Source organism: Winogradskyella pulchriflava (assembly GCF_042434315.1).
Lineage (GTDB): Bacteria > Bacteroidota > Bacteroidia > Flavobacteriales > Flavobacteriaceae > Winogradskyella > Winogradskyella pulchriflava.
In genome coordinates, this window is record NZ_JBHLTQ010000002.1 from 82,261 (window position 1) to 95,809 (window position 13,549).

Here is a 13,549-nt window from a genome sequence, read left to right on the forward strand (position 1 = left end):
GTTTATATTTTGGTTGAATGACGAACATACATGTTTGTTTAACAAATACTCTTAATTCGCCCGAGTAAGAGTTCCTTCCCTCTGGGAAGGTTAGGAAGGGCTTCCTTACCATGAGCAAATTATTCCCTCCTATAAATTTTAAAGAATGGATTGAAGAAAACCGTCATCTATTAAAACCACCTGTTGGAAATAAAGTGGTTTGGAAAGATGGAGACTTCATCGTTATGGTTGTTGGTGGACCCAATAGCAGAAAAGATTACCACTATAATGAAACGCCAGAATTTTTCTATCAGGTTGAAGGCGATATTGTCTTAAAAGTTATTGACAAAGGCACACCAAAGGATATTCATATAAAAGAAGGTGACATTTTTCTATTACCTCCAAAAGTACCGCATTCACCTCAACGTGGCGCTAATACTGTTGGCTTAGTCATAGAGTACCCAAGAGAAAAAGGAGTTAAAGACGCCTTGTTATGGTTTTGTGAAAACTGCACTACTAAACTCTACGAAGAGGATTTTACATTAGATAATATTGAAACCGATATGCCAAAAATATTTGATGCATATTACGGAGACACTGACAAACGCAGTTGCCCTAATTGTGGTGAAGTAATGCAGCCGCCAAAGAAAGTGCAGGTAGAAGATTAAATGTCATTCCTGCGAAGGCAGGAATCTCTTGACTGCTAATCACAAAAATGGTGTAGGCAAAAAGCCAACCAGAAAATGTTTTAAAAGAAATAATTAACTTTTAGGAATCAAAAACAATTGAAACTCCTATTAATAAGATTCCTGCTTTCGCAGGAAATACTATGACAAAACGTAAACTTAGAATAAACGGTCACTCTCACTTGCTTCCTTATCCAGAGGAAATTCCTGACTTTATGAAAGACAAAGGCATTTTTTGGGTAGACAAGGACAGAAAATTTATGCTTCAAAAAGATTGGAACCGACCAATTACGGACTCAAGCTTTTTCTTAAATGAAAAATTGGCTTGGATGGAGCATTTTAAGATTGACCATGCTGTTGTACTCAACTTATCTCAACTTTATGGAAATGGCTTGAGGCTCGAAGAAATGAAACAAGCTCTCCGTTTTCAAAATGATTTTAATGCACGTATACAACATGAAAACCCAAGTAAATTTACTTGTGGCTTTGTGGTGCATCCTGGTTTTGTTAGAGGAGCTTGTTGGGAAATAGAACGTTGTGTAGAAGTATTAGGCATGCAATTACTTTGTTTACCAACACACTACATGGATACTATTGGAACATGGCGTTGCATTTTTGACGAAGAAAACGAACCTATTTTTGAATTAGCTGATAAGTATAATCTTGCTGTTGAAATTCATCCTTATGATGGTGAAAAATTTATAAAACTAGAAAACACATCTTGGCGTTTTCACCTTATTTGGATGCTTGCACAATGTGCTGATGCTTATCATTTTTTAACCTTAAATGGTTACTACGAAAAATATAAAAACATGAGGGTCTGTTTTGCCCATGGTGGACAATTGGCACAAATAAACTTAGGAAGACGTATCCAAGGATTTGATGGACGACCAGATTTGTTTGAAGATAAAAGCCATCCTAGAAAAGCCGTTGGACACAAAAACATCTTCTTTGACACACTCGTGCACGACACTGGCGGATTAGAACTTCTTATTAAAAATCAAGGTTCAAAACAAGTTTTAATGGGATTAGATGACCCTTACCCTTTAGGTGAAATGGAAAGCGAGAAACAATCTTCTTATCCTGGTAAGATTTTGGATTTAGCAGTTGATAGAAATGTTATTAAAGAGTCTGAACGCGATGCCATATGGGAAGACAATGTTATACAATGGCTGTGTGGTGATGATGAAGTTGCTAAACAAAAACTTGTATCACGTATTTTATCGTAATTGCAACCAAGCATAACTATGAATTTTTTACCTGAAGCTTTAGATAATTATGTCGTTGCACACTCTGAGCAAGAACCTGAATTATTACAGCAATTAACTCGAGAAACTTATCAAAAAGTATTGCAGCCTATTATGCTTAGCGGACCTTACCAAGGTCGTGTATTAAGTATGATATCTAAATTAATAAACCCAAAAAATATACTAGAATTAGGCACCTTCACTGGGTACTCTACTTTATGTTTGGCAGAAGGTTTACAAAGTAATGGTGAATTACATACTATTGATATTAATGAAGAATTAGTAGATTTTCAACGTAAATATTTTGACAAGTCTAACTTTGGAAATCAAATATTTCAGCACACGGGAAATGCTTTAGATATTATACCAAAGCTTGATATGTCTTTTGATTTAGTATTTATTGATGCAGACAAACCTAACTATAGTAACTATTTCCATTTAATTATAGATAAACTAAATTCTGGAGGCATTATACTTTCGGATAATGTGTTGTGGCATGGAAAAGTGGTTGAGCCGTTGCAAGAAAAAGATATTTCTACTAAATCAGTTTTAGATTACAATACGCTACTTAAAAACGATGAACGTATTGAAACTGTTCTGTTGCCTATACGCGATGGATTAACCATAAGTAGAAAAATCTAACTTATAAAAAAACCTCTTCATTATCTGAAGAGGTTTTTTATTGAATCTAAAAATTGTTCATTTATTGCACTGCCTGAAGCGCATCAATATTTCCATAACCAAAGCTGCTATCCTTATTTGGATAAAACTCTGCAGATTGTTTTAATTTATTTAATACTTGAGTTCTACTCCATGTCGGGTGTTTAGCCCACACTAACGCTGCAATACCAGCTGTGGTTGCCGTTGCAACAGAAGAACCACCAGTATAACGACGCTGACCATTGTAAAAACCAAGGACAGGTGGTGCCTTACTTGTATTATTATTTCCTTCCATTATAATGGTAAAATCAATTTTATTACCACTGTGGCATGTTTGGCATCTATCATAATTAGGACCATCATCCACACCAGTAACTGCAACAGTTTCGCTCATAGTTGCTGGAAATATAACACCAAATCCATTGGTAAAACTTGTAGATGTTCCACCAGCTGCAAATATCAATTTACCTTTACTGTAAGCATATCTCACAGCATCTTTTATATTTCCTATAGACCATACATAACCAATGGACATAGAAATAATTTTCACATCGCTTCTATTTCCTAGTTGGGTTAATGCAGCAGAAACACCTTTACGCTCATGATAATCATTTAAAAGTACATCTTCAGTAGCTCTATAAGCAACTAAATTAGCATTGTAAGCAACACCTACAGGCATTCTGTTATCGTTTCTAGGAGATGCCATTGTAGAAGCCATAGCAGTGCCATGACCACATTTATCATGTGGACCATCGTAATTACTAGACCACCACCAATTAGAATCTATAAATGTTCCATATTTCTGGACAAAACGTCCACTTGAATACCCATCATTAATTCCTGATGAATTAAGTAAACTCTGTGATGCTGAAACACCTGTATCTATCAACCCAATTGTAACACCAGAACCAGTACTGTAATTCCATGCTTGTTGGATATTATGTTCATTAAAATGCCATGATACCTGAGCGTTATTTGGGGATGTAGTCGTGTAATGTGTAGAATTGATAGTGTCTGCATCTTTATCACATCCAGAACTACTTTTGGCCGTAACTGGGTTATAATGATTATAACCATTTGGCTCTAAATACCTAACATTATCATTGTTTCTCAGCGCAATAATAGTTTCAATATTTTTAACCTCCACGTCAATAACTGTAATTATCTCATGCTCCACTCTAATAAGTTTCTCATCTGCAATTTTTTCATTTTCAGTAACAACGTCTATAATATTATTCTTTTTAGCTTCCAATTCTGGGTCATAAGATTCACTAAAACTTTGCTCCTCATTGCCATAGCCAATAGACAAAACATTTTGTCCATGAACAACTGCGCTCCATAAAAAATGAGCATCGACTTTACTCCAATCAAAATCACCCGTATTATCTATGGTTTCAGATATTTTAGAATTAATTTCATCAACTGTAAGTGGATTTTTAGGGAATTGGATTTCTTGAGATTCTGTTTCGGTAAGCGGTTCTTCTGAAGTACAAGACCAAATAGTAACTGCCAGTAAAAACAGCAACTTAAAGTGTAGTTTTTTCATTTAAATATATTTAGAATGGTTAATGATTTTCTAAATATATTAAATATTCAATATTTTAAATTGATAATTTTGTGTTTTTAGTAAAATTAGCGATAAAATTTTAAATATTTATCAATTACATTTTTCGCTTAACTGAGCCTGTAAAATCTTCAAGATCATCTTTTACTTTGTCGATTTCTTCTTGAATTTCTTTGGTAGTATCTGAATCGATAATATTATTAGCTTTAGCACTTTTCGTGACTTCGTGCTTAATATCATTGGTTGCGTCCTTGAGTGTACGCATTCCTTTACCAAGACCACGAGCTATTTCGGGTAATTTATCTGCACCAAAAACTAATACTACAATAAATAGTATGAATACAATTTCGGTACCTCCGATGAATAATAATGTAGATAGATGTATCACATTGCAAATATAGAGTGACTTTATGTAATAAAAAAAGCCGACTCGTTAAAGTCGGCATAATTTTATAGAATAAATTATTTGGCTTAGTCTTTTACCGAGTTCTTAAACTTATCAAATTCGCTTTCTTTTTCCTCTCTTGGCCAAGAGTTGTTAGATGTATCTACATCTGCTGTTTCTAAATCTGGATCTACAACAATTGAAACAATCTCTTTATCACTAGCCACTGCCCTACTTACCTCTTTGTCATTTAATCTCCATATTTGAGCAGGATAGGTTACTTTTTCTTTAGAACCATCAGCATATTCATACTGAACAATTAAAGGCATTACTAAACCACCTGGTTTATCAAAAGTTACTTGATAAAAATATTTAGGTGATTTCTTCATGTTTTTTTGCTCTTCAGGAGTAAAATTATCCATGATATACTCTTTTACTGTAGGCAAATCTTGTACTGCAGTACTATTTTTCACCGCTTCATCATAACCTTCTTCTCCTTCTCCTATAAAGTAAACTAGAGAATTTGGATCTCTGTTGTAACGTTCTGCTAGCTTCTTTCCATTTTCATTTGGATTGCTGGTAACAGCATATTTTTTCACTTCTTTAATTCCTATATCCGTGTAATCTGTAGTATAGAACCAACCTCTCCAGAACCAATCTAAATCCACTGCAGATGCGTCTTCCATCGTACGGAAAAAATCTTCGGGTGTTGGATGCTTAAACATCCAACGGTTAGCATATTCTCTAAACGAATAATCAAATAAATCGCGCCCCATTATGGTCTCTCTTAAAATATTTAAACCTGTTGCTGGCTTAGAGTAAGCATTACTACCAAACTGATATGTGTTTAAACCTTTTGTCATAATTGGTGCAATGTAGTCTTGATCTCCACCCATATATCTCACAATATTTTTAGCAGGACCTCTTCGAGAAGGATATTTATCATGCCCTGGCGAAAGTGCTGTTGGATTCCACTCACCAAAATCTTGCTCAGCAACATACTGTACAAATGTGTTTAGACCTTCGTCCATCCAAGTCCATTGACGTTCGTCACTGTTTACAATCATCGGAAAGAAATTATGACCTACCTCATGAATAATTACGCTGATCATTCCGTATTTAGTTCTATCTGAATAGTTACCGTCTTTGTCTGGACGACCAAAATTGTAGCATATCATAGGATATTCCATTCCCATTGGTGCATGTACCGAAATCGCCTTATGATAAGGGTAATCAAAGGTCATGCGCGAGTAAGATTTTAATGTACTTGCAACTGTTCTTGTTGACCATTGTTCCCACAATGGATTTCCTTCTTTAGAATACATAGAAACAGCCATAACATCTTTATCTCCTATTTTAACAGCCATCATGTCCCAGATAAATTTACGCGATGTTGCGAATCCGAAATCTCGAACCATCTGTGCTGAAAGTTTCCAAGTCTTCTTTTTGTTACTCTTAGTTTTTTCAGTTTTTTCAGCTTCTGCTTGAGTTACAATCATTACAGGCTTATCATAAGATTTTTTAGCCTGATTATAACGCTTCATCATTTCTTTTGTAAAAACCTCTTCTCTATTAGTCAAATAACCTGTGCCATCTAAAATATGATCCGCTGGCACTGTAATATTTACATCAAAATCACCAAATGGTAATGCAAACTCATCACGTCCCCAAAATTGGGAGTTTTGCCATCCTTCAACATCATTGTATACTGCCATACGTGGGTAGAACTGAGCCATTACATATATTCTGTTGTCATTTTCTTCGAAATACTCATAGCCCGAACGACCACCATCTTTAACGTGGTCATTAATGTTATACCACCATTTTATTTTGAATGAAAATTTGTCGCCAGTTTTCATAGGCTTTGGCAACTCAACACGCATCATGGTACGGTTTATTGTATGAGGAAGATCTTTACCATTTATATCTTTAACATGTTCTATGTTAAAACCACCATCAAAACGTTCTTTTAAGTATGAACTTGTTACTCTGGAGGCCGAAGTTGCTGGAGCAATTCCTGAACTATTGATTAATGGCGTTTTAGAATCTTTAGCACGCATGTTTTGATCTAGTTGTACCCAAAGATATTTCAACTCATCTGGAGAATTATTGGTGTATGTAATAGTTTCATTACCATATAATTTAGCATTTACATCATCAATTTCAATATCCATTTTGTAATCTGCTTGTTGCTGGTAATAAGCTGGTCCAGGTGCACCTGAGCCTGTTCTAAACATATTTGGAGTTGCAAATTCATCATATAATTGCTTGAATTTATTTTGATTAGTGTGACCAGGTTTGCGCTCTGGCTTTATTTCGTCTTGAGCAAATGTACTTGCAGAAACAAAGAGCATAGCACCTAAGAGATACTTAACTATTTTCATTGTAATTAGTTGTTTTAAAAATGATGCCTAAAATAAGTATTTAGGATGGTATTAACATATTTTTAGTCAAAGTTTAACATGCATTTATCATTGTCTGGCACTAGAAGAAAACTCTTATTTTTGTTGTTGAGTTTTAGCCTAACAATGTTCTGTTGCTCTTCAAAAACGTCGAATAATGCTCTATTAACCACCTCAATGGAAGTAATTTTAGCAACGTTTTCGACTTCTAAATAACAATACGCAATATCGTCTTTATATTCCTTTCCTATAAATACAAAATTTACAGGTTTACCGTTTACATTGATTTTTAGTTTATCTGTTAAATAACGGCTCATATATTCATTAATTACTTCTTCATTATTGTCTGGTGCCAGCTTTAAACTTTCATCATAACGTTGGCGTAATAATTTTTCAAAATCATCTATAAATAATTGACTTATAATTTGAAGTGATTGGTGGGTTTTGGAATGTTCAATTTTAGTAACGCTTACATAGTATTCATGCTTAGCATCATAAGAAAAAAGTAGTGGAACTATTATAACTAATAGTATTAATTGTAATCGCTTCATATTTAAAATTGAGGTTGCTGTGTTAATTCCAAAAAACATTCCAAAGTTACTCTTTAGTTACAGATTCTCTATTTTCCTTATAGGCTTTTAACTTTTCTTGCAGAAACTCAATAGATTCTAAATCATTTTTTCTATCACACAATGCTTTAAAACCTTGGTCTTCTTGGCAAAACATGAAGTACTCATTTTTATGCTGCTCTGCTAAAGAATCGTTCTCAAATATGATAGATTCATAATCGGTTCGTAATCTATTCATGCATCGCTCTTTATCGTCCAATTCTACTATCTCCTTGAGTTTTTTGGTTCTACCACTGACTTTATTAAGCAGCTTGTGTAAATTAACACCAAAACCTAAACCGATATGTCCCCAAGGTCCTGCATCTGCATCATGTAGTTTTTGCTCATTTAGAGTTAGAGGTTTGCCTGTATAGCCAGGTATTCCTAAATCATAGAAATTTATATCTGTTTTAGCATCAGAATTTTCAAGGTCAGATTCAAGACTTCCTGTTAAAATTTTACCAACAATAACTTCGCGTAATTCGTTTATTTTTTCGGTAAGCTGAACAGAAAACTCGCCTAAGTCTTCCATGGATTGTGAGATAACAACTTCCATGGATTCATATTTTAAACCAGAAATAGATAAGGTATCGGTCGCCTTGGCAAGAATGAGAAAGCTACCATCTTCATTAGAAATAGCATATTTTAATGCGGTTTTATTAAGAATATGAATTCCCTCCACATCATCATCTGCAATAAGTTGTCCTTTTAATTCCTTTCGTTGCGCATACAACGAAGAAGTTAAAAATAAAACAACTAAGACTATTAATAAGTTAATCCTCTTCACTTTTCTCTTTTAAAAAGGATTTACTTAGTTCGTTTATACGTTCTAGTAATTGCATCTCTTTATCCTTTTTAAGCAAATCTTCATCAATACCTTGAGTTTCCATATAATCAATAAACGTCTCAACTTGGTCTAATGGAATATTAAAATTGGCATGGATATAGTTAATGCTATACTTATCTAGAGCCTCTTTAAACGGTGTTTTCTTAATTAATTTTTCTTCTTTACTCTTAGATTTTGCGGTATCTATATCAACCACCTGACTTACTAAGAAACCAGCAATATTAACCAAATTAAGCATATTGTCTACTCTTGGGTTATATTCATCAAACGCTGGGTTATCTACTTTGGTTTTATAATCTGCGGAAAATTCAAAATTTTCTATATTATTTAATCCAAAATATACTGCGTCTAAACTTACGTTATAAGTCCTAACGTTTTCGAGATCTACATTTAGATTTCCTGTTAAATCAAATGGTAAAATAACAACCTCATCCAATTTATTAACTTCCTCAACAAGGATAACTGTAAGTTTTTTAGATTTAATAATATTTTCAGTGATTGTTACAGTAAAGTCCTTAAATTGAAGTGCACCAAACTCTACCTTATCATTAATGGTCACTTTTATTTTAAATTCACCATTTTCGTCTGTAACAGTTCCTTTATTAGAAGATGTGTTATAGACTGTAACGCCCTCTTTATCTTCTGAAGAGACAATAATTTTACCATTGACTTCGATCCGTTCAATGTCTTGTGCATAGATAGAAAAGGCGAATAAACTGAATAGTATGATGGTTATATTTTTCATGTTGGTATTATAGACTCATAAAGTTCGTTTTTATTCTTGACATCTCATAAAATTGGTTAATAAATCTTTGTTAAATCCTGATTGCAATCCTATTTTTAAAAAGAATTTATCTAGATGCGTCCTATCCTAGTTTATCTAATTTATAACTTTTATTTTTACAAAAACATTTTATTTTGAGATCAATTATAATTGCAAGCACATCGACAATTCATGGTAGTGGCTATTTAGAATATCTTTTGGACGAACTAAAACTTCACTTTAAAGATACTGATGAAATTTTATTTATTCCTTATGCCAGACCTGGCGGAATATCGCATGATGACTATGCAAAAACAGCTGCTAAAGCCTTTAATTCTATAGGTAAATCCGTAAAAGGATTACATGAGTTTGACAACCCAAAATCAGCTATAGAAAATGCTAAAGGTATTTTTACTGGCGGAGGAAATACATTTGTTTTAGTCAACCAGTTGTATAAAAATGATGTTTTAGGAGCAATTAAAAATGCTATTAACAACGGTACACCATACCTTGGTACTAGTGCAGGCAGCAATATCTGTGGTTTAACTGTAAATACTACTAACGACATGCCTATTGTCTACCCTCCGAGTTTTAAAACTTTGGGATTTGTACCATTTAATATTAATCCGCATTATCTAGATCCAATTCCAGACAGTACACACATGGGAGAAACCAGAGAAACACGAATTAAAGAGTTTCATGCGTTTAACACACAACCTGTTATTGGACTTAGAGAAGGAAGTTGGATTGAAGTTAAAGGAACTGAACTAACCCTAAAAGGCAATTTAGACGCTAGAATTTTTGAATATAATAAAGCACCTTATGAATTACCAACAGGTGCGGATTTAGGGTTTTTAAAATAGATTTTTAAATTTTCTTTAAAAAGTGATAGCCTAAAATTTCGTAACCCTCGTTATAGTAAAATTTATGTGAAGGGTGATTTTGAACATAAGTATTTAGCTCCATAGAATTACAACCTTTAGTTTTTACGTAAGCATAAATCCAATCCATAAATTGTTTGCCCAAACCTTTATTTCTGTATTCTGTTTTTATGTAAACATGGTCTAGCTCTACGGCTTTTCCCACATAATGCCTAGTACAGAACCACAAACCAGATACTCCAACAACCTCTTTGCCATCAAAAATTACTGCACATTCATAATTTTGATCTTTCATTTCATCAAAACGCGATTTTAAAACTGACGCGCTCACCCTACCCTCGTTAAGTTCAAAAACCAAAGGAATAACAATATCTAAATCATTATTAGATATAATTTGAAATTGATAATTCATAGCTACAATTTATTAATGTAAAAGTAAAATTTTAAAATTCTGAATGCAAAACCCATGACTTTTCAATAAATATTGTGTCAAACTTTTGTAAATTGAACTCACTAACACAATTATTATGAGAAGAGGTAATTTCAAAGTCCGTATTTTAATTTTCATTGCTATTGCTGCTTTTGCGTATTTAAGAAAATGCAGTCAAGAAGAGGTTAATCCATATACCGGAAAAAAACAAGCTATTTCTTTATCTCCTCAAGAAGAAATAGCCATTGGTCTACAAAGTGCACCTAGCATGGCACAACAGCACGGTGGCTTGCACCCAAATAATGAATATCAGGCATTTGTTGACAATGTTGGTAATAAACTTGTAAATAACAGTGTAGCAAAAGAAACCCCTTACAAATATGATTTTCACTTATTAGCAGATGAAAATACTATAAATGCCTTTGCATTACCTGGAGGTCAGATTTTTATTACTTATGCATTATTCTCACAATTAGAAAACGAATCTCAGCTTGCAGGAGTGCTAGGTCATGAAATAGGTCATGTATTAGGAAAACATTCTAACGAGCGTATTACTAATGCTAATTTCTGGAAAGTCTTAGCAATGGGAAGTTCTGCAATAGATATGGGAGGAGTTGCTCAACAAATTGGTAACGGATCGCTTCTTAAAAATGGTAGAGGAGATGAATTAGAAAGTGATGAGCTAGGAGTACAATTTATGATAAATGCAGGTTATAACCCTGAAGAGATGATTGGCGTAATGCAAATTCTTAAAGCGGCTGCTGGCCCAAATAGAGTTCCAGAAATGCAAAGTACGCATCCTGACCCAGAAAATCGTATAGAAAAAATTAGAGAGGCAATTAGAAAATATAAAAATGCGTCCTAAAGTATAAGACGCATTTTCAATTAACTAACTCAAAATAATTGTCTTTAATTAGACGGTTTTCTTTTAAAACGCTTTAAAAATTGTGCTGCTTCTTTTGCTTTTGATTTTTCAGCATGATTTAATGCTGTATAGCCTAAATCACATGGTTCATGAATTTTTGAACCTCCTGTAATCAATGCTTTAATGATTTCTACACGGTTATATTTTGCCGCATAATGAATTGGCATCATGCCATTAGACTTTTCGTTTACATCTGCACCAGCTTTTATAAGCTTATTTACTTCTTCTAAATTACCTGTAGCAACAGCCTTGCACAAAGGACTTACTTCTACATTTTTTACAGTTACTTCATTTGAATTTGAAGTTAAAACATCGTTTGTTGCATTTAAATTACAAATTGAAAAGCCCAATGCTAAGGCTAAAACTACTGCTGATTTTTTCATGATGAAAGATTTTAAAATTTAATTGATTTGTTTTTTGATATACTAAAGAGACGACAAAAGATTTAATGTGTTACACTAAAAAAAGTTATATAACATACATTTAACATTTTGAAAACAAATCTGTTAAGGCTTTCACAAAACACCTATTTGTGTTAATAATCAACTCATTAAGGCTTAAAACATCAATAACACCTTAAAATTTTATAGCTTACAAATTTGTTGTACTATTCAATATATTATCTTTGGACACTTAAACAATTCACAATGAACAAGAAGGTTATTTTAATGATTTTGGATGGTTGGGGAAAATCACCAGATCCAAAAGTTTCTGCTATAGATAACGCCCAAACACCATTTATAGACTCGCTTTATACCAAATATCCAAGTGCCAGTTTACGTACAGATGGTTTACATGTTGGTTTGCCAGAAGGTCAAATGGGCAATAGCGAAGTTGGTCATATGAATCTTGGCGCTGGAAGAATTGTGTATCAAGATTTAGTAAAAATCAATCTTGCAGTAAAAAATAAAACTCTTCAGGAAGAACAAGTATTGAAGGATGCTTTTCAATATGCTAAAAATAACAACAAGAATGTTCACTTGTTAGGTTTGGTAAGTGATGGTGGTGTACACTCGCATATCAATCATCTTTTTGGACTCATTGATGCAGCTAATGATTATGGTTTACAAGACGTTTTTGTACATGCATTTACGGACGGAAGAGACGTTGACCCAAAATCTGGTTATGGATTTATTTCAGAATTACAAGAGCATTTAAATAAAACTACTGGAAAACTAGCTACAGTTACTGGTCGTTATTATGCCATGGATAGAGATAAACGATGGGAGCGTGTTAAATTAGCTTACGACGCTTTAGTTCACGGTGAAGGTGAAAAAACACAAAATGTTTTAGCTACCATTCAAAAGAATTATGAAGATAATGTTACAGATGAGTTTATAAAACCTCTAATTGTGGTTGATAACAATAACAACGCAACCACAACAATAAAGGATGACGATGTTGTTATATTTTTCAACTTCAGAACAGATCGTGGTCGTCAATTAACACAAGCTTTATCTCAGGAAGATTTCCATGAGTATAATATGCACAAATTAAATCTTCATTACGTTACGTTAACTAACTATGATGAGAGTTTCGCAGGCATTAATGTTGTTTTTAATAAAGATAACCTTTCAGAAACCTTAGGTGAAGTCTTATCCAAACACAATAAGACGCAAATTCGTATTGCTGAAACAGAAAAGTATCCGCATGTTACTTTCTTCTTTTCTGGCGGACAAGAAGTACCATTTGAGGGAGAAACAAGAATATTAAGAAATTCACCAAAAGTAGCCACTTACGATTTAAAACCAGAAATGAGTGCTTTCGAATTACGTGATGCCTTAATACCAGAATTACAAAAAGGAGAGGTTGATTTTGTTTGCTTAAATTTTGCAAATGGTGATATGGTTGGGCATACAGGTGTAATGGAAGCCGCAATAAAAGCTTGTGAAGCAGTAGATGAATGTGTGAAAGATGTCGTAACAGCAGCTTTAGAAAATGACTATACTACTATCCTAATAGCCGATCACGGAAATTGTGAAACGATGATAAATCCAGATGGTTCTCCAAATACAGCACATACTACAAACCCTGTTCCTATTATTTTAATCGACAAAGAGTTAAAAGAAATTAAAGATGGGATTCTCGGAGATATTGCTCCTACAGTCTTAAAATTAATAGGAATACCGCAACCTAAGGCCATGACACAACATAGCCTTGTATAAAACGCTT

14 protein-coding genes are annotated in these 13,549 nt (G+C 33.6%); 6 read left to right on the forward strand and 8 right to left on the reverse strand.

Annotation, left to right across the window (positions count from 1 at the left end):
• Positions 1-110: 110 nt before the first annotated feature.
• The 3 genes from ACFFGA_RS05520 to ACFFGA_RS05530 all read left to right on the forward strand — a co-directional run bounded on the left by ACFFGA_RS05520 (position 111) and on the right by ACFFGA_RS05530 (position 2,554).
• Entirely contained in the window at positions 111-647 is a 537-nt protein-coding gene (locus tag ACFFGA_RS05520) for a 3-hydroxyanthranilate 3,4-dioxygenase (protein WP_386060862.1), read from the forward strand.
• 161 nt (positions 648-808) lie between these two features.
• On the forward strand, positions 809-1,894 hold the full coding sequence (locus tag ACFFGA_RS05525) for an amidohydrolase family protein (protein WP_386060864.1): 1,086 nt from the start codon (positions 809-811) through the stop codon (positions 1,892-1,894).
• 18 nt (positions 1,895-1,912) lie between these two features.
• The gene (locus ACFFGA_RS05530; RefSeq protein ID WP_386060867.1) at positions 1,913-2,554 is read left to right on the forward strand and encodes an O-methyltransferase; all 642 of its coding nucleotides are present in this window, start codon (positions 1,913-1,915) and stop codon (positions 2,552-2,554) included.
• Positions 2,555-2,615: 61 nt separating this feature from the next.
• On the opposite strand, the gene ACFFGA_RS05535 is transcribed toward ACFFGA_RS05530, so the two are convergent.
• From ACFFGA_RS05535 to ACFFGA_RS05560, 6 genes are all read right to left on the reverse strand, one after another.
• On the reverse strand, positions 2,616-4,118 hold the full coding sequence (locus ACFFGA_RS05535; protein ID WP_386060869.1) for a S8 family peptidase: 1,503 nt from the start codon (positions 4,116-4,118) through the stop codon (positions 2,616-2,618).
• A gap of 115 nt (positions 4,119-4,233) precedes the next feature.
• The gene (locus ACFFGA_RS05540; protein ID WP_386060871.1) at positions 4,234-4,524 is read right to left on the reverse strand and encodes a Sec-independent protein translocase subunit TatA/TatB; all 291 of its coding nucleotides are present in this window, start codon (positions 4,522-4,524) and stop codon (positions 4,234-4,236) included.
• Positions 4,525-4,607: 83 nt separating this feature from the next.
• The gene (locus ACFFGA_RS05545) at positions 4,608-6,905 is read right to left on the reverse strand and encodes a M1 family metallopeptidase (RefSeq protein ID WP_386060874.1); all 2,298 of its coding nucleotides are present in this window, start codon (positions 6,903-6,905) and stop codon (positions 4,608-4,610) included.
• 62 nt (positions 6,906-6,967) lie between these two features.
• Positions 6,968-7,474, reverse strand: coding sequence for a DUF6702 family protein (locus ACFFGA_RS05550; RefSeq protein WP_386060877.1), 507 nt, complete (start codon positions 7,472-7,474; stop codon positions 6,968-6,970).
• 46 nt (positions 7,475-7,520) lie between these two features.
• Positions 7,521-8,318: a peptidase associated/transthyretin-like domain-containing protein gene (locus ACFFGA_RS05555; RefSeq protein ID WP_386060880.1), complete on the reverse strand. Its 798-nt coding sequence runs from the start codon at positions 8,316-8,318 to the stop codon at positions 7,521-7,523.
• A complete protein-coding gene (locus tag ACFFGA_RS05560; RefSeq protein WP_386060883.1) occupies positions 8,305-9,123 on the reverse strand; it encodes a carboxypeptidase-like regulatory domain-containing protein in 819 nt (272 codons plus the stop codon). Before ACFFGA_RS05560 ends, ACFFGA_RS05555 begins: the two co-directional genes overlap by 14 nt.
• A gap of 173 nt (positions 9,124-9,296) precedes the next feature.
• Between ACFFGA_RS05560 and pepE the strand changes: the two genes are divergently transcribed.
• Entirely contained in the window at positions 9,297-10,004 is a 708-nt protein-coding gene (pepE, locus tag ACFFGA_RS05565; protein ID WP_386060886.1) for a dipeptidase PepE, read from the forward strand.
• A gap of 4 nt (positions 10,005-10,008) precedes the next feature.
• On the opposite strand, the gene ACFFGA_RS05570 is transcribed toward pepE, so the two are convergent.
• Positions 10,009-10,434: a GNAT family N-acetyltransferase gene (locus ACFFGA_RS05570; RefSeq protein ID WP_386060889.1), complete on the reverse strand. Its 426-nt coding sequence runs from the start codon at positions 10,432-10,434 to the stop codon at positions 10,009-10,011.
• 115 nt (positions 10,435-10,549) lie between these two features.
• Here ACFFGA_RS05570 and ACFFGA_RS05575 point away from each other — a divergent pair, with 115 nt between their 5' ends.
• Entirely contained in the window at positions 10,550-11,317 is a 768-nt protein-coding gene (locus ACFFGA_RS05575; RefSeq protein WP_386060891.1) for a M48 family metalloprotease, read from the forward strand.
• 44 nt (positions 11,318-11,361) lie between these two features.
• Here ACFFGA_RS05575 and ACFFGA_RS05580 read toward each other — a convergent pair whose 3' ends face one another.
• Positions 11,362-11,760 carry an ankyrin repeat domain-containing protein gene (locus ACFFGA_RS05580; RefSeq protein ID WP_386060894.1) on the reverse strand — a complete coding sequence of 133 codons (399 nt, stop codon included), beginning with the start codon at positions 11,758-11,760 and terminating at the stop codon, positions 11,362-11,364.
• Positions 11,761-12,024: 264 nt separating this feature from the next.
• Between ACFFGA_RS05580 and gpmI the strand changes: the two genes are divergently transcribed.
• Positions 12,025-13,542 carry a 2,3-bisphosphoglycerate-independent phosphoglycerate mutase gene (gene gpmI / locus ACFFGA_RS05585; protein WP_386060897.1) on the forward strand — a complete coding sequence of 506 codons (1,518 nt, stop codon included), beginning with the start codon at positions 12,025-12,027 and terminating at the stop codon, positions 13,540-13,542.
• The last annotated feature ends 7 nt before the right edge of the window (positions 13,543-13,549 follow it).